Raw genomic sequence first — 19,497 nt, 5'->3', positions numbered from 1 at the left:
AGTTCGGTGAAAGTTCGGTCCTGGGGCGGTGGGAGGACGTTCTGGCGAACGAGCCAGGCCAGCAGCCTTGTGGTGAGAACGAGACCCGTTGTTCGGCAGGTGCGCCGACGCTCGTCTCTGCCCCGTTCCTGTCCTGCGAGAGGAAGTGCGTGGTGCCCCGTACGAGCACGACCATCGACAACAGCCACCTGGTCATCGAGACCGGTGGGTTCGCCCCGGACGCCACGACCATCGTGGAGCGCAAGGGCCTCGGCCATCCGGACACCCTCGCCGATCACCTGGCGGAAGGGCTGTCCCGCGCGTACAGCGCCTACACCGTGGAGCACTTCGGCGCGGTCCTGCATCACAACTTCGACAAGCTCGCCCTGCTCGGCGGAGCGAGCGAGGTCCGGTACGGCGCCGGCCGGATGACCGCTCCGGTCCGCGTGCTCGTCAACGGCCGTGCCGCGCCGATGTGCGGCGGGGAGCGGATTCCCGTCGAGGAGCTCGTGGAGGCCGAGGTGCGGGCGTTCTTCGCCCGCCGGCTCCCCGAGGTCTCCGACCATCTCGACATCGTCTTCCACATCACGAGCAACTCCAGCCCCGGTGCGGTTCTCACGGGCGACGGGGTGCCCGACCGGACCCGCTGGTTCAACCCGCGCTCGATCGAGGACCTGAGGGAGAGGCGGGTGAGGCTGTCCAACGACACGTCGCTGGGCACGGGCTGGGCGCCGGAGAACGTCTTCGAGTCGTTCGCCCGGGACCTGGTCGACCACTTCTCCGGGGAGAGCGACTTCACGCGCTCCAACCCCTGGTGCGGGTCGGACGTCAAGCTCATGGGCTACTGGGACGGGGAGCGGGCGGACGTCGTGCTCTGCGTGCCACAGAAGTCACGGCTCGTCGCCAGCCGGGCGGAGTACGTCCGGAACACGGAGAGCGTCCTGGCCGAGTGCTACCGGCTCGCCGGCCTGCGCCTGCCGGGCGCGCAGGCGAGCTTCCGGCTCAACGCCCGCGACGTGCCGGAGAAGGACGAGCTGTACCTCACCTACTCCGGGAGCTCGATCGAGTCCGGCGATGAGGGCGTCGTCGGCCGCGGGAACCGCGTCAACGGGCTCATCACGCCCCTCCGGCCGATGAACCTGGAAGGAGCCAACGGCAAGAACCCGGTGTACCACGTGGGCAAGCTCTACAACATCGCCGCACGGCGACTTGCCCAGCGGCTCCACGAGGCCACAGGCGGGCACGCCGAGGTCCACCTGGTGAGCACGACCGGGCAGCGCCTGGATCGGCCGTGGCGCATCCTCGTCCGCCTGTCGTCCCCGGATGCCGAGGTGGACAAGGCGCGGGCACTGGTGGAGGAGGCGCTCGGTGAGTTCCCGGCGCTCACCGACGAGCTGGTCTCCGACGGGATCGTGCTGAGCTGATGAACAGGCGGGCGCTCGCAGAGGTCTCCCCGGCATGCAGACGCCGGCTGGTGACGCACTACGGCAGTGACATCTCCGGGTGGCTCGACTCGGTCCCCGGCCGGATGAACTCGGCGGCCGAACGCTGGAAGCTCACACTCGGGGCCTATCACGACACCGGCCATGCCTCGGTGGTGGCCACGGCCGAGGACTTCGACGGTCGTCCGCTCATCCTCAAGGCGTGGGTCGATCCGGCCCGGTTCCGTAGCGAAGTCACCGCCCTGCGTGTGTGGGCGGGTGGTCCGGCAGCAGGAGTCGTGGAGGTGGCGGACGACTTGGCGGTGGCGGCCCTGGAGATGATCGGGGGCCGCCCCGGCGGTTGTCGGCGCCCTGCCTGGGAGCTGCCTTCTGTCGCTGCCGCTCTTCGTGCCGTCCACACCGCGGGGCGGCGGCAGGTCGGCTCGGTCGAGCTTCCTTCGCTGACGTCGTACCTGCGCCAAGAGGTGCGTCCCAGGGTGCGCCGCCGCCTGGAGCTGGTCGAGGCCGGCGAGTGGCTGCGTCTTGTCGACGCAGCTCTTCCAGATCTTGCGGCTCTGGAGGAGGACGGCGACCGGACCACAGTCCTGCATGCGGATCTCTACCGGGAGAACGTCCTCTTCAACCAGTTGGGCCACCCCTGCCTGGCCGACCCCCTCCCGATGGTGGGTGATGCCGCATTCGACTGGGCGTTCTGGACCGTCTACTACGACCTCGGCCGGGGCACCTCGGCACGCCTGGCCACTGCCGCTCGGATCTCCCGCATCCCCGCACTCGCCCTGGTGCCGTGGTGCCGGGCGCTGGCCTTGGACGGCCTCCTCTTCTACCTGGAAACCGACGATCCGCGAGCAGCGGCCATGGCCGACGTCCTCACGTGGCTGGCGGAGACGACGTATTCAAGGAGTCAGTCGCGATGATCACCTACGTGCTTCGGCATGGGCAGACGGACCACAGCCGTCGCTACCTGGTCAACGGCGATCCGGCCAAGCCGATCCTGCTGGACGAAGAGGGCCGGCGGTCGCTGGGCGGGGGATGGAGCAGCGTTCCTCTCCACGGTGTGAAGACGTGGCTGGCCAGCGAGTTTCCCCGAGCTCGGCAGACGGCTCAGTTGCTGATGGGAGTTCCCGGACCGGAACTGGTCGTCGAGCCGAGGCTGAACGAACTCGACTACGGCGAATTCGAGGGCGGACCCTTTCTCGAATACGCCGCCTGGCTCGAGGGCCAGGGCGCGCACCGACGTCCGCCCGGTAGCCGCGAGTCACAGACCGAGGGCATCCGCAGAATGCTCACCGGGGTGCTCGCAGCCCTTGACCACCAGGGCCCTCGGGTTCTGGTCTCCCACGGCCTGCTGCTCTCGGTGCTCCTGTGGAACAGCGACAGGGTGCCTGGTGAGGCCCCACCTCTGTTCTTCCCCGAGGCTCCTTACGCCGAGCCGGTCGCCATTTCCGACGACGACTTGCCGCGATGTGTCGGAGCCCTGATCAAGGATCTTGAAACCGGCGTTCTGGAGCGCCCTGCCGTTGAATGCGGTGACGGGGACGTAATGCGGGTGGGTGAAGGGGCCGCGGTTGCTACCGTCGGTCCCGAATTCCACCACTCGCCGGATCAGAAGGATCTTCCTCATGCATGATGCCCGCGCCCTGATCGAAATGGGTGCCGAAGCGGTTCGTCGGCTCGCTCGTCGCGGCTACACCCTGGACCTGTCCGAGCTGGAATCCCTTCAGTCTCGTCGCAACCAGAACATCCGCTCGGCCGACGAGCTGCGGGCCGAGTCCAAGAGGGTGGCGAGTGACGTCCAGCAGACCGCCAAGCAGGGTGGCGACATCACCAAGCTGAAGGAGCGCGCCCGCGAGATCAAGGAGCAGGTGCGCGACATCGAAGCCGCGCAGGAAGAGATCGAGGCCCAGCTTCGTGACCTGCTCCTGAGCATCCCGAACCTTCCGGACGACTCCGCACCCGATGGCGACTCGGAAGAGTTCGCAGTGGAGATCCGGCGCGTCGGCACGCCTCCCGCGTTCCCGTTCGAGCCGAAGGACCACGTCGATCTCGGCGAAGCCACCGGCATCCTCGACTTCGGCCGGGCGACCAAGCTGTCCGGTCCCCGATTCGCGGTCTCCCGGGGAGCCGGCGCGGCTCTGGAGCGGGCCCTGGCGACGCTCTTCCTCGACATCCACACCCGTCGGCACGGGTACACCGAGTACGCCGTCCCCTACCTGGTCTCCCGCAAGACCATGACCGGCACCGGTCAGCTGCCGAAGTTCGAGGAGGACCTGTTCAAGACGGGCGTGGCCGACCGTGATCTCTTCCTGATCCCGACGGCAGAGGTCCCGCTGACCAACCTCTTCGCGGACGAGATCATCCCGCCCGCCGAACTGCCCGTGGCCATGACCGCGCACACCCCGTGCTTCCGCTCCGAGGCCGGCTCGTACGGGCGGGACACCCGCGGGCTGATCCGCCAGCACCAGTTCGCGAAGGTCGAGATGGTCAAGATCGTCGACCCGGAGACCGCCGACGCCGAGCTGGAGACCATGGTCGGTCACGCCGAGGCATGCCTGAAGGAGCTGGGCCTCGCCTACCGCGTTATCAAGCTGCCCGCCGGCGACACCGGCTTCTCGGCCCAGCTCACCTACGACCTCGAGGTCTGGATCCCGAGCCAGAAGACCTACCGGGAGATCTCCTCAGTCTCCAACTTCGGCACCTTCCAGGCCCGCAGGGCGAACATCCGGACCCGAGGCGAGGACGGCAAGCCCAAGCTGGTCGCCACCCTCAACGGCTCCGGCCTGCCCGTCGGCCGCACCCTGGCCGCTCTCCTCGAGCAGGGCCAGCAGCAGGACGGCTCCATCGTCCTTCCCGAATCTCTCTTCCCGTACCTCGGCTTCCGCCGGATCTCGGCGGACGGAACACCGGAGGCATAACGTGCTCGTCGGCGTCTGCGACTTCCCTGGTAGCTACGCCTTTCCGCCCGCCGGGTACGGCGGGATCGAACGATGGCTGTGGGCGGTCGCCATAGGCGCCCGAGCCGCAGGCGCCGACGTACACCTCCTCGGGCCGGGCTGGCTCACGGACCTGGAGCACGACTGGGTCCGCAAGCCGGTCCGGCTGGAGGACATCACCCCCGGTTCACTTGCCGAGGCCGATCTCCGCGACAGCGGGTACGACCTCCTGGTCGTCGGCCACGAATACCCCTCGCTCCCGGCCTGGGCACGCACCTGGAACGAGCTCCGCTGCGACGTGGCCACCTTCCAGCACTCGCCGGTCTTCCAGCACAGAGCCACCGCCTTCGACGGCCGGCGGTCGCGGCTGTACTGCTACTCGCCGGAGATGGCCGAGCGCTACTCCCAGCACCAACCGATCCCCGAACTCGCCGTCCACCTCGGCCTCGACGAGGAGGAGCCACCTGCCACCGCGGGCACCGACCTGGTCTGGCTCGGCCGGATCGACGAGGAGAAGGCACCGCACCTCGCGGTACGGGCCGCCCAGATCCTCGGCCGCCGCATCCAGCTCGTCGGCCCCGTCTTCGACCAGGCGTACGTACGACGCCACGAGAGGCTCCTCAGCTCCGACCACGTGAAGTGGACCGGTGAACTCGGCGGTCCCGCCAAGACCGCCGCCATCAGCGACGCCACCGTCTTCGTCTACACCTACGCCCGCACCTACGTCGAGGCCGGCGCAGCGGTCTTCGGAGAATCCCTCCGCGCCGGGACACCCATGGCGGCCCTGACCTGGCGCGAGGGCACATGTGCCCAGGCCGCACTGTGCGAGGAGACGGGCGCTGTCACGGTCGTCGACCCGCGCGAGGACGATGAGGCCGCAGCGCGGAGGCTCGCCGACGCCATTGAGCAAGCCGAGACCCTCGACCATCGGCAGGTCCAAGCGCTCGGCATGCAGCGCTTCGATCCCGCGCGCCACTTCCTGGCGATGGCGGCACGGTCGTGCTGACCCGTGCGCCCAGCAGCGTCGGCCACGACCTGGCCCGGCAACTACCCGGAGTGCTGAAGAAGACTCTGGGCCACCACTGGCAGTTCACGGTCGACGGCCCACGTCTGGAGGTGCTCCATCCGCACCGGGGCAGCCCTTACCGACCGCCGCGAAGACCTCCCACGTGGAGGGAAATGCTTGTGTCCCTGGACGCCGGCTTCGCCCGGGACGGAGCACCGAGGGACGACTGCCTCCCCATCCGGTGGGGCCGGGAGACCGAGCTGACGATCTCCGCGGTCCAGGCGCTGGATCCCGTCCTCAAGAGCGGCCGCCTGCAGCCGTACCGGCGCGGGTTTCTTCCGCAGCCGGTTGTCCGGTTCACCGGTGAGCGAGACGAAGGCGGTCGGCTGAAGGACGGCTTTCTGACCTCCTTCGTCAACGTCTCCCGAGTCCAGCCCATCGGCAAGCTGGAGGAGTACGGCTCCATACTCGACGGGTGGCTGACGGTCCTGTCCCAGCTCGGCTTCCACGCCCGTCATCTGAGCGTTTACGGAACGGTCGAGCCGTGGCGTCGACGACAGGTCGAAGGCATCACCCTGCGGTTCCGGCACCTTGATCTCCCCCTGGGCGACATCGTCCTCCTGTGGAACGCGGACCGCCCGGAGCGGATGGCCGTAGACCTGGGCACCGGACTCGAACGACTGGCCTGGGCGCGCACGAGGACGAGCTGGCTACCGCTGGTCTTCGGCCGCTTCACCCGGCAGGCCGCACCGTCGACGCTGGACGCCATCCGCACCGCCACGCTTCTTCTGGGGCACGGCATCACCCCAAGCGCCCGGGGGGCGGGCGGCATCACTCGGCGGGTCATCGGAACCATCAGTCGGAGTTCGGTAGGTCTCGGTGCTGGATCATTGGTCCGAGAGTTCTACGGCTACTGGTCGCTCTTCGGCACCCTGAAGGCGCCGTGGTTCGAGATCGCGCAGGCGATAGAGGAAGAAGCCCCTCCGTGACCGGCTGGCTCACGGCAACTTGTGGGGCAGCGCTATTCGATCACCGAGGGGCGGCAAGGCGCTCCACAGTTCGCTTGGGGCAGACGGAGAAGAGTCGCGGACGAGTGGCCATCGGCCGCAACGCATGTCAACGTAGACGACCTTCTGCAGAACCCCAGGTCAGAGAGGTGATCGTCCCTGACTACGGCGCGTCGGCGTCCCGGATTCTCAACCGCTGTCGAGGCCCTGCCGCTGCGTGAGTGGCTGCTGGGCCCAGGACAGCCCGCGCTCGTGATGGACCAGTTCTCGGCCGATGCGTTCCATGTGGTCGTCGATGACCGGGCGGACGTGCACGTGAACTCCAAGGACGACCGCTTCTACATCGGCTGGTTCCCTCACGGGAGGCCGGGCGGCGCACGCGAGGGCTGGAAGATCGCGGTCACCGGCACTGCCAAGGTGCCGGGCTACCAGATCTCGTTCGCTGTTGAGACGCCCGCGGATCTTGTTGCAGCCACCGTCGCTCGCGTGCTGGAGACCTCCCGGCCGGTGTGACCGAAGGGCCCAGCGTTGTGCCGTCGGGCAGTGCTGCACCCCTCCGCGCGTTCAACGCGCACACGCACCATCCCAATGTCTTCCTCAGCGCCGCGATGCTTCGCGGCGATTCCTCTGCCTCAGGAGGCGCCCCTGTATCCCGAAGATCCCTTCGATCGACCCGCCGCAGCCGGTGCCCGGCCCGCCTGCTGGGTCGGCCCTCGGCACCTGGCCGGCGACGACGGCCGGCTCTACGAAACCGTCGCCGAAGCTCTCGACAGCCTCGGCTGGACGGGGCTGACCATCGTTCGTGGCCGCCAGGAGTTGGGCGACGCGGAAGGAGAACGCGAAGTTCTACGGAGCACCGTTCTCCACATCAGCCCCGACATGCTCCGGTGGGTCCAGTGGATACTTCCGGACGAGCCGTTCCACCTGGGGGGCCTGCCGATCGCCTGGCAGGTGTCTGCTCGTGCAGAGCTGGCCAACTCGCTCGCCCAGTGGTCCGCCTACTTCACGCCCGACGTGCCTGGGGAGGTCCTCGTCGACTTCCTCACGGCCCTCGACGCACGCGACCAGCCCGCCGAGCCTCGCGGGGAACCCGAGTTGGTACTCGACGCTGTTGGGGCGCACGGGTGGCCCCGCGACTTCGGCGATCCCGATGCCGGGGCGCTGGACCCGACCGTCGCCACCCACGTCCGACTCGGTGAGCTGCCGCCGCTGATTCAGGACGCGGATCCGCGCACGCTGGTAGCCGAGGCCGGCGAAGCTGGTCCGGTCGGATGGCAGGCGTGGGCCGAGCCGGTGCCTGGCGGCGGCTATCTCTGGGCCGCGTCGTTCAGCTCCAGCGTGCCGAACGATCTCGTCGCGGTCTTCGCCGGCGCTCTGAGCTCGACCGCGCCGGTGTTGCGCCGCGTGCTTCCGGAGGCCACGCGGGACCGGCTCCTGTGCGCACCAGCCGTGTGAGCGATCTCCATGCCACGAAGCCGGGTCTCCCCAGAGGGAGGCCCGGCTTCGTGGCTTGAGCACTGAGGGGTGGCCCGGTGCGCGGCCGCGTCAGAAGGCGTTCAGGCTGTAGGGACGGAGCGGTTCGAGCAACAGGTCGAGGAGCCGGTTGAACTCGGCCCGTTCCTCCGGGCTCATGAGGCTGATGGCGTTGCTGAGGTTCTTCTCGGTGAGCCGCTCCGAGAACGGGGCCAGGAAGCGGGTCATGGCCTCGGGCGCTTCCTCCTTGGCACGCCGGTATTCCTCGTAGCGGGTGATCTGCCCGTACAGGTCCTCCGGTTCGCCCTCTGCGGCAGAGAACACGGGGTCCAGCTCGCCCTTGCTGAGCGGGCGACCGTCAAGGTGACTCCAGGTGCGGGCATCGGAGCGTGGCTTGACGCCGGCGTCGCAGACGCGGGTGAGGGCTTCGGCGCGAGTGCGGGTGCGGGTGCGGGCCTGGGGCATGAGGGTGCTCCTCACGGGGTGGGTGAGTGGAGACACCGATGGTCCGGACGATCGCCGGTTTGGCTAACCGGCGATCGTCGGCTATATTGCCCCGCTCCTCACGTCAGCGCCGGTGTCCGGGGTGGCCAGTCTTCCCGGGAGCCGGCTGCTTGGCGGGGGCTGCCACGGGCGTGCGCAGCGACCTGCGTGTAGACGTTCCCGCCGGAATCTCGGCCAGGGCGGGTAGATGGGCGCTGCGGCGCAGGCGCCAGACGAGCACGTCGCTGATGGAACGGGCGGTGCCCAGTTCCCCTCGCCGGGCGGCTTCCGCGAGGAGGGTGGCCGGGTTGTGGCCGGCTCTTGCGACATGGTGGAGGGTGGCTGCGAGGGCATGCCAACCGGCTTCGGCCCGTACCCGTGCGGCCAGTTCGGGCAGCACTTCGCCGACCAGGTCTGTTTGCTGCTGCCTGATGTGCGGAGGCAGGAGCTGGCCGTGCTGTCGAAGAACGGCAAGGGGCTCTGCCGCGGCGGTCTCGTGTGCGGCCCGGAGGTGCTGAGCGGCCTGCCGGGCTGCGGCAGCCTGCTGACTGTGCTGCCGTCTGGCGTGCCAGTTCGCGGCAGCCAAGGCAAAGAAGAAGGTCATGTCGATGACCATGGCCGTGGTGGCCCCGTCCTCTCCACGGCCGAGAGCCGGGCCGCTGGTGACGAGAGCGCGGGCTGCTTGGCGCAGGGCTTGGGCGTTCTCGTGTGCGGCCTTGACGTGGGAGCGGCTTGCCCGTTCGAACGCGAGTGCTGCCGCGCGAAGCTCGGCGCGAGTATGGGCGGCGGATGACTGGGCGAGTGCGTCCAGAACTTCACCCGCTGCGGCGATCTGCGCTGCCACCGTGCCGTTGTCGGCATGGTCGACGATCAACAGAGCCTGCCACGTCGCGGCGGCAGCCTGACGCCTTGCGAACGCGGGACTTGCTGCGGGCGGCAGGGCTCTGCGCCTCGGCCGGTCGCGGTGGGACGAAGTAATTGTTCCCCCGGGAAGTGTCCAGCGGATGCGAATGCGAGGCAGCGACAGGTCCGGGGCCAGGGTGGAGCCGGAGTAGTAGACCGGGTCACCGTCCTTGTTGCGGTCACCGGGGAGGGCGACCTTGTAGCCCAGCAGGTCCCCGGACGGGGCGATCCGCTTGCGGATCAGCACACCAGCGGACGCCAGCCGGTCGAAGAACTCCTCCTCTCCGGCAGCGCCGGCAACCTCCTGCCGGACCGATTCCCGAAGTTCCTCGCGCACCGGACGCCCGCGGCCCTGGCGTTCGGCCTTGTACCGCTCGGCACTGGTGGCTCGCCTGGCGGCGGTGCCGTCGCCGGGGGCCACTTGGTGCAGGCCGAGTTCCTTCTCGATCAGGCGGCACTCCGCCTGGGCGCGCTGTCCGGAGCGATGGTGGTCAGGGCGGCGTCCGTCTTCGCGGACGAGGGTCGCGATGATGTGGATGTGGTCGTCCGCATGGCGTACCGCCGCCCAGCGACATCCGGCTCCGTCTCCGGGATCGATGCCGGTTGCGGCGACCGTGCGGCGGGCGATGTCGGCCCACTGCTCGTCGGACAGGACCGGATCGTCGGGGGCGGCCCGCACGGAGCAGTGCCAGACGTGCCGGTCGGGACGCTGATCGGGTGCGAGGAGGGCGAGGGGCTGGTCGAGGAGGTGCTGGAGGTCTTTCTTCGTGGCTGAGGCATCGCGGCCGGGATCCGGGGCCATGTCGTCGAACGAAGCGACCAAGTGGGGGTCAACGTGTTCCTCGCGGGTGGCCCGGACCCTGCGATCACGCCCACTGCACACGCACTCGGGTCACTCGATGATGTCCAGAGGCGGCAGCGCGTCGACGATCTTCATCGTCTCAAGACTCACTGTGACGATGCGCTTGAGCAGGTCAATGATGTAGCGGGGATCCTCGGACCAGTCGTTCGGATCGTTGACGATGCCCGAGTCCTTGTCCGTCTTTACCCAGTACCGGTCGATGATCCACTCGATCGCTGAGCGGGCACCAAGCTGGTAGCGGTACGCCTCCTCCGGGATGTTGGTGAGGGTCACCCGATGGTTGTAGACGATGGCGGTGCGGTCGACCTTGCTCTTCACCCGGAGGAACTTCATCTTCTTGCCGACTCGGTACAGCTCGCTCGGAGGCGTCGCCGATGTCGCCCCCAACACCTGCTCGACGATCCCCGGGAACGGTTCTGCTTGCTCGTAAGCGAGGTGGAGCTCGGTGAGAGCGCGGCCGGCAGTGGCAAAGCCGCGGAAGTCCTGCACTTTGGGAATGCGCGGCAGGGACTTCTTGAGGTCGGCAGCGAACTGTTCGCGGTACGTCGGGGAGTGGAGTAGGCCGTAGGTGTAAAAGAAGATGTCGTCCGCGGTGATATCAGGGTCTTCGTACACCTCGCGGTAGGCGGCGAGTGTAGTGGCGTTGATGTTGTCGACGCGCTCGTAGTCAATACCGGATTCGGCCTCGGCTGCCGCGAAGAGGTCATCTCCCTGGCCGAGTTCACGATAGATGTAGCGGGGGAAGAAGGTGCCACCGCTACCTGCGCCCGTGACGTGGAGGTTGGGCAGAGTGTCTAGAGCGAGGACGGAGAACGGGACAGCTGAACCGCTTCCCACGATGTACAGGCCCAAGTTCTTGTGTTGCGCAGTAGGGAACACGCGGGGCAGTTGATACACCCTCTCGATCAAGGCAGGGTCGAAATAGAGACGCTGCTTGGTGAAGGGTCGATAGGTTGAGGTGACCACGCAGTCGGCATCAAAGCTGTATGTCTGCCCCTTGATCATCCTGGACTTGTCGGCGACATTCCAGCTGATCTTCTTCGGGTCTGTATTGATCCAGTGATCGACGTCGCGCGTCGTTGGGGTCGTAATTCCCTCATCCTTGCAGTGCTTATGGAAACCTGCGACCTGACTGTTGTAGAAGTCGATCATCGATTCCATGCTCGTTCGCACGCGTTGCGCAGAGGAGTTGTACACCCATGCATCGCGAGCAGAATTCAGGCCGCCGGAGTAGGTGGCAAACACTGCTTTCTCTGCCGCATTCTTGTCCTTGTCTCCAATAGCCTGGAGTGCTGCGTAGTCCTCCGATCGTTGGTTGATCCAGTCGCCATCTGAGTTAGGGGTGAGTTCTTGCCATTCAATTGTGTCGAGGCTGTTGGAGCTAAGGATCTTGAGTTTGTCGTCGCGACTGAGGTAGTCGCCAATGTCGCGGTAGTGCAGCGTGCAACCTGCCTTGGGTGCAGTTGTCTTGCTGTTCTTGACGAGAAGGAGGATCGCGACGGTACTGCGGCTTCCAGAGCCGAAGATTTTGCCGCCTTCCCTCTTTGCTTGCTCCCCGGCGGTTCGTTGATTTCCGCGCAGGTTGTAGCAGTAAATGGCGTCGAATTCCTCCGTAAGTGACTTTCGGAGTCCGTCTGCACTAGTGCCATCGATGTAGCCTCCATTGGAGACGAAGGCCACGATTCCTTCGTCCTGGAGACGGTCTGATGCCCAACGAATGGCACGAATATAAGAGTCGTACAGCTTATTCTTGTTGCCTACAGTCGACTTGGCGACGTACGTTTCTGCGATGCGGCGGTCAAGTGTCTCGTACTTGAGGTTTTGGTTGTTATCGTTGACGCTATCTTGCCCCACCGAGTACGGCGGATTTCCGATGACCACCGTGATCGGCTGAGCCTTTTGCTTCTTTGCCCGCTCGCTGTTGCCCTCCAAGACATCCATGCCGTCGAGCTTCGCGGCCCCACCTTCTGCCAGTTGGAAGGTGTCGGCCAGGACAATGCCCTCGAAAGGCTGGTAGTCGGCTTCACCGCCAGTCAACTCGTGGTAGGCGGCCTCGATGTTAACGGCGGCGATGTAGTACGCCAGCAGCACGATCTCGTTAGCGTGCAGTTCGGAGGTGTACTTGCGTAGCAGATCGTCGGGCTGGATCAGACCGGACTGAAGGAGCCGGACCGGAAAGGTCCCAGTGCCGACGAAGGGGTCGATCACATGGACTCCGTCATCGGTCAAGGAGCGGCCGAAGTGCTTGTTGAGGGCCTGCTCCGTTGATCGGACAATGAAGTCGACAACTTCGATCGGGGTGTAGACGATGCCGAGTGCATCGGCGGTCTTCGGCAGCGCCTCCTTGAAGAACTTGTCGTACAACTCGACGATGACCTGCTGGCGGCCCGCGTGGTTGTCAATACCCTTGGCGCGTACGCGCACCGAGTCGTAGAAGTCCTCCAGGGTCTTGGTCTCGGACTCCAAGCCCTGGTCATCGAGGACATCGAGCATCCTCTGCATGGCTCGGGACACCGGGTTGTGCTCGGCGAACGCGTAGCTGCTGAAGAGAGCGTCGAAGACAGGCTTGGTGACGATGTGCTGGGACAGCATGTCGATGGCGTCGCTCTCGGTAACGCCGGGGTTTATCGTCGCCCGGAGTTCGTTGAGGAAATCATCGAACGCGGCCCGCTTATCGCTCAGCTCCAGCGCAGCCTTGATCCGAGTGACATGCGCTTGGGCGATGGCTGCAACGTCTTTCGCCCACAGCTCCCAGTACTGCCGCTGCCCGACCTTCTCCACGATGCGGGCGTAGATGGCTTCGCGCCAGTTCTCGAGCTTGAGCAGTTCATCCTGAACGTACTGCACACCCTGGGATTCCTGCTGCTGCACGTTCTGGGCGTCTGTCGAGGTGGTGGAGCCGTCCTCGTCGCCAATAGCTTCATCGCCGGGTGCCACGATCCCGATGCCGATGTTCTGAGGGGGCTGCTGGTTGAGGGAAATCTGATTGACGGTGGCGTTGAAGCGCTCGTCGTGAGAACGCAGTGCCTGCAGGACCTGCCAGACCGTGCGGAAGCGGTCGTTGTTGGCGAGCGCCTGTGCCGCTGGCATGCCGGCCGGGATGGCGACCGGCAGGATGATGTACCCGTACGCCTTGTCGTCGGCGCGACGCATGACTCGGCCGACCGACTGGACGACGTCCACCACGGAGTTGCGGGGGTGCAGGAAGAGCACCGCGTCCAGGCTGGGGACGTCAACTCCCTCGGACAAGCAGCGGGCGTTGGACAGGATCCGCGCGTTCGCGGGCCCGGGGTCCTCCTTCAGCCAGTCGAGTCGCTGGTTGCGCTGCAGCGTGTTGAACGTGCCGTCGACGTGCTCGACTTCGCAGTGCAGTACTTCGTCATCGCCTTCGTCGTAGGCATCGACGATGGCGTTGAAGTTGTCTGCGATGGCCTGGGAGTCGGCGATGGAGCGGGCGAAGGCGACGGCTCGCTTCATCGGAGCTTCGTTCTTGCCGAAGCTCACGCCGTCGATGAAGGTTCCTGTCCGCTTGGCCATGGCGTTCCAGCAGCCGATGATCTTTGCGGCATCATCCAGATTCAGTTCGGGCTGCCCACCAGCGAAGCCCTGCTGAAGCGTCTTGGCGACTACGCCTTCGTCCACGGCAAGGATCAGGACCTTGTAGTCCGCCAAGAGTCCCTCTTCAACGGCCTTGCCGAAGCCGAGGCGATGGAACTCGGGCCCGTAGAGTTCCTCGTCGTCCATTGAGGCGACCGTGGCGCTGGAGTCCTTGGCCTGCTGCTGGGTGTCCTCGGTGTAGACGCGCGGTGTGGCGGTCATGTACAGCCGACGATCGCTGCCGATGTAGCTGTCGTCGTGGACGCGCACGAACGCAGACTCGTCGGCGCCTGCGATGGTGACACCCGTTGTGCGGTGGGCCTCGTCGCAGAGGACCAAATCGAACCGGTCCAAGCCCTTCTTCTGGGCAGCGGCGATGGTGTCGATGGACTGATAGGTGGAGAAGACCACGGTCAGGCCGGCACCGGACTCCACGCTGGAAATCTGTTTGATCAGCTTGTCAGGGTCGGTCGTGGCCGGCAATGCCAGGTCGTGGGTCGCCATGTCTTCGCTGTCGTTGGCGGCCTGCTGTTTCCCGACCTTGACGTCGGAACAGACGGCGAATGGGCGCAACTTCACCTGAGCCTCTGAGGACCACTCGCGCAGAGTCTGCGAGAGCAGAGCGATAGAGGGCACCAGGAAGAGCACCGTGGTGTGCTCACCTTGGCCTGCCTGAGCGCGCTCCTGCTGCAGCCTCTCGGCGATCTTCAGGCTCGTGAAGGTTTTGCCGGTACCGCAAGCCATGATCAGCTTGCCACGGTCGTGCTCAGCGAAGCCGGCGAAGACATCTTTGATCGCCTCGCGCTGGTGCGCCCGAAGCGACTTCTTCTTGTGCAGCTCGAGGTCGACGTCGAAGGCCACCCCGGTCTTCGGCGGGTACCAGATGATTGGGCTTGCGGCGATGTCGGACAGGCCGAGGCGGGTCACGGGCGGCTGCTGGCCGACCATAGTGTCCTCGGCGTTCTTGCCCCACTTCTCGGTCGTGGAGATGATCATGCGGCGGGTGAACCCGCCCTTGCCCGACGCGGCCAAGAAGGAATCTATGTCCGCCTTTTGGACTGTATGTGCAGGCTCGTAGAACTTGCACTGGATGGCGCAGAAGCCGCCCGTTTCCCGGTCCTGGGCCACCAGGTCGATTCCGGTGTCCTTCTTGTTCGCTGCAGCGCCTGGCCAGTCGGCCCACAGCCAGACCTGGCTGAACTGCTTGTTCCACTGCGGATCGGTGCGCAAGAACTTCACCATGAGCTGCTCGAAGCGCGTCCCGCGCTCGTGGTTGTCCTTCGACGTCTGGCGGATCATCCTCAGGACGTCGTGCACCGTCGTCATGCCAGTTCCTGCTTCCTTCGGGGCCGGGTGTCGGCGCTCATCCGTGTTCAAGGGCACCTGTGTGTCAGTTCCGGAGGGAGCCTATCTGCGAGAGGTCCCACGATCCGGAGTAATGGAGGGATCCCGCGGCATGGGGCAGATGGCGTGGGGGTGGAGTAGGGCACCGACCTTCGGCCCGGGGGCGTCCCTCCTGTCCGCGTGGTTGCCTGTCCGGCCAACTGAGACCAGAACTGAGACCACGCACGTCGAAGGGCCCCACCGCGAACGGTGGGGCCCTTCAACATCGTGCCCGGTGAGGCACTGGCGGAGGATACGAGATTCGAACTCGTGAGGGGTTGCCCCCAACACGCTTTCCAAGCGTGCGCCCTAGGCCTCTAGGCGAATCCTCCGGGAAGAACATTACATGACTCCCGAGGGTGGTCGCGAACTCGTTCTCACCGCCCGGATCAGGTACTCTGTGCGGAGCCCCTCACGTGGCGCTATCTGACTGAACTCCCCCAGGGCCGGAAGGCAGCAAGGGTAGGTCGGCTCTGGCGGGTGCGTGGGGGGCGCTGTCGTTCGCGGGGCTCCGCCGCCCTCCTCTGTGGGGCTGTCCACAGGCACTCCGGTATGTCGGTCCACGCCTATAACCTCGTAGGCGTGTCGTCTCTCGCGCTGTACCGCCGCTACCGCCCCGAGTCCTTCGCCGAGGTCATCGGGCAGGAGCATGTCACCGACCCGCTGCAGCAGGCGCTGCGGAACAACCGGGTCAATCACGCGTACCTGTTCAGCGGTCCGCGCGGCTGTGGCAAGACGACCAGCGCCCGCATCCTGGCCCGCTGCCTGAACTGCGAACAGGGCCCCACGCCGACGCCGTGCGGCGAGTGCCAGTCCTGCCGCGACCTGGCGCGCAACGGCCCGGGCTCCATCGACGTCATCGAGATCGACGCCGCCTCGCACGGTGGTGTGGACGACGCCCGTGAGCTGCGCGAGAAGGCCTTCTTCGGCCCCGCGTCCAGCCGCTACAAGATCTACATCATCGACGAGGCGCACATGGTCACCCCGCAGGGCTTCAACGCCCTGCTGAAGGTGGTCGAGGAGCCCCCGGAGCACCTCAAGTTCATCTTCGCGACCACGGAGCCCGAGAAGGTCATCGGCACCATCCGCTCGCGGACGCACCACTACCCCTTCCGCCTGGTCCCGCCCGGCACGCTGCGCGAGTACCTGGGCGAGGTGTGCGGCAAGGAGGAGATCCCGGTCGAGGAGGGCGTGCTCCCGCTGGTCGTGCGCGCGGGCGCCGGTTCCGTCCGTGACTCCATGTCCGTGATGGACCAGCTCCTCGCGGGCGCCGGCGAGGCCGGCGTGACGTACGCCATGGCCACCGCGCTCCTCGGGTACACCGACGGCTCGCTGCTGGACTCCGTGGTCGAGGCCTTCGCCACCGGGGACGGGGCGGCGGCCTTCGAGGTCGTCGATCGGGTCATCGAGGGCGGCAACGACCCGCGGCGCTTCGTCGCGGACCTGCTGGAGCGACTGCGCGACCTGGTGATCCTGGCCGCGGTGCCGGACGCGGCGGACAAGGGGCTGATCGACGCCCCGGCCGACGTGCTGGAGCGGATGCAGGCCCAGGCCTCCGTCTTCGGCCCGGCCGAGCTGAGCCGTGCGGCGGACATCGTCAACGAGGGCCTCGCCGAGATGCGGGGCGCCGCCTCGCCGCGGCTCCAGCTCGAGCTGATCTGCGCACGGGTACTGCTGCCGGCCGCGTACGGGGACGAGCGGTCGCTGATGGCCCGCCTCGACCGGATCGAGCGCGGGGTCAACTTCTCGGCCGGAGCCGGAGGCCCGGCCATGGGGTACGCCCCGGGACCGGACGCCCACGGGCCCGTCGCGGCCCGGGCCGCGGTCCGTCCCGGCGGTGCCGTTCCGCCGACCGGACAGCCCCCGGCGCCGGTCGCCGCACCGACGCCGCCCCCCGCAGCGGCCGCCGCGCCCGCACCGGCCGCTCCGGCGGCGCAGCAGCCGCCCGCCGCGGCACCCGCTTCCGCCCCCGCTCCTTCTGCTCCCGCGCCCGCTCCCGCACCGGAGCCGGCCCCGGCGGCGGCTCCGGCTCCCGCCGCGCCCGGCGCGTGGCCGACCGCGGCCCCGGCCGGTGGCGGACGTCGCCCCGGCGGCTGGCCCACCGCCGCGCCCACGGGCGGCGGTGGCGCTCCCGCGGCGCGCCCGGCCGCCCCGGCTCCGGCCCACACCCCGGCCCCGGCCCAGGCTCCGGCCGCTCCCGCGCCGGTCCAGGCGGCTCCCTCGGGCGGGCTGGACCCGCGCAACCTGTGGCCCAACATCCTCGAGGTGGTGAAGAACCGCCGCCGGTTCACCTGGATCCTGCTCAGCCAGAACGCGCACGTGGCGGGCTTCGACGGCACCACCCTGCAGATCGGCTTCGTCAACGTCGGCGCCCGCGACAACTTCGCGAGCAGCGGCAGCGAGGACGTGCTCCGGGCGGCGCTGGCCGAGGAGTTCAACGTCCAGTGGAAGATCGACGCCGTGGTCGACCCGAGCGGCGGCTCCGCGCCCCCGTCCGGAGGCGGCGGTGGTTTCGGCGGGGGCGGTCACAGCGGTGGCCTCGGCGGCGGCCCCAACGGCGGCGCGGGCGGCGGGGCGACGGCGTACCAGCGCCCGGCGCCCCCGCAGCAGGCGCCCGCCGCGGCGCCTCCGCAGCAGCAGGTCCCGGCGCCCGCCCAGCGCCAGGACCGCCCCTCCGCGCCCTCGCAGCAGCAGGCCCCGCCGCCCGCACCGGAGCCGCGGAGAGTCGTGGCGCCGGAGGACGACATGCCGGCTCCGGACGACCCCGACCTCGACGAGTCCGCCCTCTCGGGACACGAGCTCATCGTCCGGGAACTCGGCGCGACGGTGGTCGAAGAGGTCGTTCACGACTAGACCGCGGCCAGGAGCAGACCGACCGCAGCCATGGCCGGACGGCGGGCCACGACCGGACCGCAGGCCATGACCGGACCGCAGGACGGGTGGACCGCAGGCGACGGGTAGCGACGGCTAGACCGCAGGTCACGGGCCGGGCCCTGCCGTGTGCCGTCCGGTCGAGGCCCGGGGGACTGGAGGAAGCTCCAACGCCTCGCGTCGCCTCCGCTGGGCGGGGCCTACAAGGGGCGGCCGGTTCGCCCGTTAGGCTGAGCACGTGAAGGTCCTCGTCATCGGCAGCGGTGCCCGCGAACACGCCCTGTGCCGCTCCCTGTCCCTCGATCCCGCCGTCACCGCGCTGCACTGCGCCCCCGGCAACGCAGGAATCGCCGAGGTGGCGGAGCTGCACCCGGTCGACGCCACCGACGGCGACGCCGTCACCGGGCTCGCCCGTGAGCTGGAGGCCGATCTGGTCGTCGTCGGCCCGGAGGCCCCGCTGGTCGCGGGCGTCGCCGACGCCGTACGCGCGGCGGGCGTCCCGGTCTTCGGCCCCTCCGGTGAGGCCGCGCAGCTCGAGGGCTCCAAGGCCTTCGCCAAGGACGTGATGGCCGCCGCCGGCGTGCCCACCGCGCGGTCCTACGTGTGCACCACCGCGGAGGAGGCCGCCGCGGCGCTGGACGCGTTCGGCGCCCCCTACGTCGTCAAGGACGACGGCCTCGCCGCCGGCAAGGGCGTCGTCGTGACCGACGACCTGGAGGCCGCCAAGGAGCACGCCGCCGCCTGCGAGCGCGTGGTGATCGAGGAGTACCTGGACGGCCCCGAGGTCTCCCTCTTCGCCGTCACCGACGGCACCACCGTCGTCCCGCTCCAGCCCGCCCAGGACTTCAAGCGCGCGCTCAACAACGACGAGGGCCCCAACACCGGCGGCATGGGCGCCTACTCGCCGCTCCCCTGGGCCGACCCGGCGCTGGTGGACGAGGTCATGGCCTCCGTCCTGCAGCCCACCGTGGACGAGATGCGCCGCCGCGGCACCCCGTTCTCCGGCCTGCTGTACGCCGGTCTGGCGATCACCTCCCGCGGTGTGCGGGTGATCGAGTTCAACGCCCGCTTCGGCGACCCCGAGACCCAGGTGGTCCTGGCCCGCCTGCGGACCCCGCTGGCCGGGCTCCTGATGGCCGCCGCCACGGAGAACCTGGGCGACCTGGAGCCGCTGCGCTGGAGCGAGGAGGCCGCGGTCACCGTGGTCGTCGCCTCGCACAACTACCCCGGCTCCCCCCGTACCGGTGACCCCATCACCGGTCTGGACGAGGTCGCCGAGAAGGACGCCCCGCACGCGTACGTGCTGCACGCCGGCACCCGCCGTGAGGGCGACGCGGTGGTCAGCGCGGGCGGGCGGGTGCTGTCGGTCACCGCGACCGGCTCCGACCTCACCGAGGCCCGCGACCGCGCCTACACCGCCGTGGCCCGCATCAACCTCGACGGCTCCCAGCACCGCACGGACATCGCCGCGAAGGCCGCCACCGGCGCCTGACCGGCCACCCCGCGGTCCTGCGCCGCCCCGCCGCGCGGCACACGACAGGCCCCGGATCTCCCGCCCCTT

The 19,497-nt window shown here is 68.1% G+C and carries 13 protein-coding genes, 1 tRNA gene and 1 other RNA gene; 11 read left to right on the top strand and 4 right to left on the bottom strand.

The genetic code is table 11. The features are described from left to right. Window positions 1–152 precede the first annotated feature (152 nt). From ACWD3O_RS00300 to ACWD3O_RS00265, 8 genes are all read left to right on the top strand, one after another. Entirely contained in the window at window positions 153–1,403 is a 1,251-nt protein-coding gene (locus ACWD3O_RS00300) for a methionine adenosyltransferase (protein WP_451414381.1), read from the top strand. A 50-nt stretch (window positions 1,404–1,453) separates the two neighbouring features. Further along, window positions 1,454–2,335 carry an aminoglycoside phosphotransferase family protein gene (locus ACWD3O_RS00295; RefSeq protein ID WP_451414380.1) on the top strand — a complete coding sequence of 294 codons (882 nt, stop codon included), beginning with the start codon at window positions 1,454–1,456 and terminating at the stop codon, window positions 2,333–2,335. Next, on the top strand, window positions 2,332–3,048 hold the full coding sequence (locus ACWD3O_RS00290) for a histidine phosphatase family protein (protein ID WP_451414379.1): 717 nt from the start codon (window positions 2,332–2,334) through the stop codon (window positions 3,046–3,048). Before ACWD3O_RS00295 ends, ACWD3O_RS00290 begins: the two co-directional genes overlap by 4 nt. Then, window positions 3,041–4,333 (top strand): serine--tRNA ligase, encoded by a 1,293-nt coding sequence (gene serS, locus ACWD3O_RS00285; RefSeq protein ID WP_451413017.1) that lies wholly within the window; start codon window positions 3,041–3,043, stop codon window positions 4,331–4,333. The genes ACWD3O_RS00290 and serS overlap by 8 nt, the downstream gene beginning before the upstream one ends. 1 nt (window position 4,334) lies before the next feature. Continuing rightward, window positions 4,335–5,357 (top strand): glycosyltransferase, encoded by a 1,023-nt coding sequence (locus tag ACWD3O_RS00280; RefSeq protein WP_451414378.1) that lies wholly within the window; start codon window positions 4,335–4,337, stop codon window positions 5,355–5,357. Between the two features lie 173 nt (window positions 5,358–5,530). Further along, entirely contained in the window at window positions 5,531–6,346 is an 816-nt protein-coding gene (locus tag ACWD3O_RS00275; protein ID WP_451414377.1) for a hypothetical protein, read from the top strand. A 177-nt stretch (window positions 6,347–6,523) separates the two neighbouring features. Continuing rightward, on the top strand, window positions 6,524–6,877 hold the full coding sequence (locus ACWD3O_RS00270; RefSeq protein ID WP_451414635.1) for a DUF317 domain-containing protein: 354 nt from the start codon (window positions 6,524–6,526) through the stop codon (window positions 6,875–6,877). Between the two features lie 75 nt (window positions 6,878–6,952). Beyond that, window positions 6,953–7,819: a DUF317 domain-containing protein gene (locus ACWD3O_RS00265; protein ID WP_451414376.1), complete on the top strand. Its 867-nt coding sequence runs from the start codon at window positions 6,953–6,955 to the stop codon at window positions 7,817–7,819. Window positions 7,820–7,909: 90 nt separating this feature from the next. Here the strand turns inward: ACWD3O_RS00265 and ACWD3O_RS00260 are convergent, their stop codons facing one another. The 4 genes from ACWD3O_RS00260 to ACWD3O_RS00245 all read right to left on the bottom strand — a co-directional run bounded on the left by ACWD3O_RS00260 (window position 7,910) and on the right by ACWD3O_RS00245 (window position 15,397). After that, window positions 7,910–8,302 carry a hypothetical protein gene (locus ACWD3O_RS00260; RefSeq protein ID WP_451414375.1) on the bottom strand — a complete coding sequence of 131 codons (393 nt, stop codon included), beginning with the start codon at window positions 8,300–8,302 and terminating at the stop codon, window positions 7,910–7,912. Window positions 8,303–8,405: 103 nt separating this feature from the next. Beyond that, a complete protein-coding gene (locus ACWD3O_RS00255) occupies window positions 8,406–10,025 on the bottom strand; it encodes a relaxase/mobilization nuclease domain-containing protein (protein ID WP_451414634.1) in 1,620 nt (539 codons plus the stop codon). Window positions 10,026–10,115: 90 nt separating this feature from the next. After that, on the bottom strand, window positions 10,116–15,008 hold the full coding sequence (locus tag ACWD3O_RS00250; RefSeq protein WP_451414374.1) for a DEAD/DEAH box helicase: 4,893 nt from the start codon (window positions 15,006–15,008) through the stop codon (window positions 10,116–10,118). 301 nt (window positions 15,009–15,309) lie between these two features. Beyond that, a tRNA-Ser gene (locus ACWD3O_RS00245) sits at window positions 15,310–15,397 on the bottom strand. A gap of 71 nt (window positions 15,398–15,468) precedes the next feature. Between ACWD3O_RS00245 and ffs the strand changes: the two genes are divergently transcribed. The 3 genes from ffs to purD all read left to right on the top strand — a co-directional run bounded on the left by ffs (window position 15,469) and on the right by purD (window position 19,428). Continuing rightward, window positions 15,469–15,567, top strand: an RNA gene (gene ffs, locus ACWD3O_RS00240) — signal recognition particle sRNA small type. A gap of 80 nt (window positions 15,568–15,647) precedes the next feature. Further along, the gene (locus ACWD3O_RS00235) at window positions 15,648–17,918 is read left to right on the top strand and encodes a DNA polymerase III subunit gamma and tau (protein ID WP_451414373.1); all 2,271 of its coding nucleotides are present in this window, start codon (window positions 15,648–15,650) and stop codon (window positions 17,916–17,918) included. 256 nt (window positions 17,919–18,174) lie between these two features. Further along, a complete protein-coding gene (gene purD / locus ACWD3O_RS00230) occupies window positions 18,175–19,428 on the top strand; it encodes a phosphoribosylamine--glycine ligase (RefSeq protein ID WP_451413014.1) in 1,254 nt (417 codons plus the stop codon). Window positions 19,429–19,497 lie beyond the last annotated feature (69 nt).

The sequence above is a fragment of the Streptomyces sp. NPDC002640 genome (assembly GCF_053592575.1).
This window is presented reverse-complemented; position numbering and strand designations above follow the sequence as displayed.

Bases quoted from the DNA above. Each gene is read 5' to 3' on its own strand.
- ACWD3O_RS00290 (WP_451414379.1), top strand. From the start codon at position 2,332: ATGATCACCTACGTGCTTCGGCATGGGCAGACGGACCACAGCCGTCGC.
- serS (WP_451413017.1), top strand. From the start codon at position 3,041: ATGCATGATGCCCGCGCCCTGATCGAAATGGGTGCCGAAGCGGTTCGT.
- ACWD3O_RS00275 (WP_451414377.1), top strand. From the start codon at position 5,531: ATGCTTGTGTCCCTGGACGCCGGCTTCGCCCGGGACGGAGCACCGAGG.
- ACWD3O_RS00265 (WP_451414376.1), top strand. From the start codon at position 6,953: ATGTCTTCCTCAGCGCCGCGATGCTTCGCGGCGATTCCTCTGCCTCAG.
- ACWD3O_RS00260 (WP_451414375.1), bottom strand. From the start codon at position 8,302: ATGCCCCAGGCCCGCACCCGCACCCGCACTCGCGCCGAAGCCCTCACC.
- ACWD3O_RS00255 (WP_451414634.1), bottom strand. From the start codon at position 10,025: ATGGCCCCGGATCCCGGCCGCGATGCCTCAGCCACGAAGAAAGACCTC.
- ACWD3O_RS00250 (WP_451414374.1), bottom strand. From the start codon at position 15,008: ATGACGACGGTGCACGACGTCCTGAGGATGATCCGCCAGACGTCGAAG.